This is a genomic window from Treponema endosymbiont of Eucomonympha sp., assembly GCF_001028545.1.
Genome location: NZ_BBPW01000117.1, coordinates 1 through 2,277, shown reverse-complemented (window position 1 = coordinate 2,277; position 2,277 = coordinate 1). Strand labels below are relative to the sequence as shown.

At 61.4% G+C, this 2,277-nt stretch carries 1 protein-coding gene; it reads left to right on the top strand.

Going from position 1 to position 2,277, the window contains the following annotated elements:
- Window positions 1-2,113: pyruvate:ferredoxin (flavodoxin) oxidoreductase (gene nifJ / locus AWU74_RS05100; RefSeq protein ID WP_162504853.1), on the top strand; the 2,113-nt coding region annotated here is incomplete at its 5' end.
- Between the last annotated feature and the right edge of the window lie 164 nt (window positions 2,114-2,277).

Sequence of the window (2,277 nt, the reverse complement as noted above, 5' to 3'; positions counted from 1 at the left end):
ACGCCCGAAGGCTATCCGCCGCCCCTACCTGATTACGAACGCGGACTTTGTCGCCTGCCATAAGTTTGCCTACATGGAAACATTCGACCTTCTGGCGAACGCGAAAGAAGGCGGCACCTTCCTGCTGAACAGCCCTTACGACGCGTCCGAGGTCTGGAAGCAGCTGCCGGTCGAGGCGCAGCGGCACATAGTCGGCAAAAAACTCCGGTTCTACGTCATCAACGCGTTTGAAATCGCGGACAAAGCCGGAATGGGCGCCCGAATCAACGTGGTAATGCAGGCGGCGTACTTCAAGATTTCAGGCGTATTGCCCGAAGCGGACGCCGTGAAGTATATGAAGAAGTTTATCGAGAAGTCCTACGGCAAAAAGGGCGCGGACGTGGTGCAGAAGAATATCGCCACGATAGACTTGGCGCTCGCGGCGGTTCAGCAGGTGCGGTATCCGGCTTCGGCTGACGGCAGCCTGCGCATGAAGAAGCCGATGAGTCAGGCGAAGGACGCGTTTGTGCGCGAGGTGCTCGGCGCGATGGCGGCGCAGGAAGGCGACAAGCTCGCGGTGAGCAAAATCCCCGAAGACGGCACCTTCCCCAGCGCGACCACGCAGTTTGAAAAGCGGGCTATTGCGGAACGCGTCCCTCGGTGGGACGAGAGCCTCTGCATTCAGTGCGGCAACTGCACGGTCGTGTGCCCGCACGGGTGTCTCCGCACGAAAAACCTGAGCGACGCGGAAGCGGCGCGCGCGCCGAAGGGCTTCAGAACGGCGGAAGTCAAGCCGAAAGCGGCGGCGGGAAAGAAAATCACGCTGCAAGTCTCCGCCGAGGACTGCACCGGCTGCGAACTGTGCACCGCCGCGTGCCCGCTCAAAGGGGAAAAAGCCGTCAGCATGGTGCTCTATACCCCCGAATACCGCGCGGAACAGGCTGCCTGCTGGGAATATTTTATGGCGCTTCCCGAAGCCGACCCGGCGACGCTCAAGCTCGGCACGGCGAAGGGGCTGGCGTTCAAGCGGCCGCTGTTTGAATTCTCCGGCGCGTGCGCGGGCTGCGGCGAGACGCCGTACCTGAAGCTCATGAGCCAGCTCTTCGGCGACCGCGCGGTTGTGGCAAACGCGACCGGCTGCTCGTCGATTTACGGCGGCAACCTGCCGACGACGCCTTACGCGAAAGACGCGAGCGGGCGCGGTCCGGCGTGGTCGAACTCGCTGTTTGAGGACGCGGCGGAGTTCGGCTACGGCATGCGCATGACGAGCGACAAACTGGCGCAGTACGCGCGCGAAGTCGCGGCGGCGGCGAAAAGCGCGGGAATCGCGGCGGACGTTATCGCAAAGATTCTGTCGAACGACCAAGCTGACGACGAGAAAATCGCGGCGCAGCGCGGCTTTGTCGCGGAACTCAAGGCGGCGCTCGCACAGTCGGGCGACCCGGTGGCGAAGGAACTCGCGTCGCTGTGCGACCACTTTATCAAGCGTTCGGTGTGGATTGTCGGCGGAGACGGCTGGGCATACGACATAGGCTTCGGCGGACTCGACCACACGCTGGCGTCGGGACGCGACGTGAACGTTTTGGTGCTCGACACCGAAGTGTATTCAAACACGGGCGGGCAAATGTCCAAGGCGACGCCTATCGGCGCGGTGGCGAAATTCGCGGCGTCGGGCAAGACCGTCAGCAAGAAGGATTTGGGCGCAATCGCCATGAGCTACGGCTATGTGTACGTGGCGCGAGTCGCGCTGGGCGCAAACATGGGACAGACGATTAAGGCGTTCCGCGAGGCGGAATCCTACGACGGTCCGTCCATAATCATCGCCTATGCGCACTGCATAAACCACGGCATAAACATGGCGAAGGGTTTGACCAATCAGGCGGAGGCGGTATCCTGCGGCTTGTGGCCGCTGTACCGCTACGACCCGCGCCTTATAGAGCAGGGCAAAAACCCGTTCCAGCTCGACAGCAAAGAGCCGGACTACGACCTTGCCGGCTTTATGTATAAGGAAGTCCGCTTCAAATCGCTGAAGGACGCGGGACCCGAGCGCGCGGCGGCGCTCCTCGGCAAGGCGGTGGCGAAAGCAAAACGGCAGTATCAGGAATACAAATATCTGTCCGAACGGACATTCTAAGCGGCAAACGGAAACGCCGGAATGCCGCCTGTCAGCAGTCGCAGTCAGACGGCATTTTGTCTGACAAACGGTACCGTGAGCGGAGGACTGATATGAAAAACCGCTTTCTTTTTTTGCTGAGCGCGCTGATTCTGGTGGGGGGGGGGGGGGGGAAACAGGTGTAA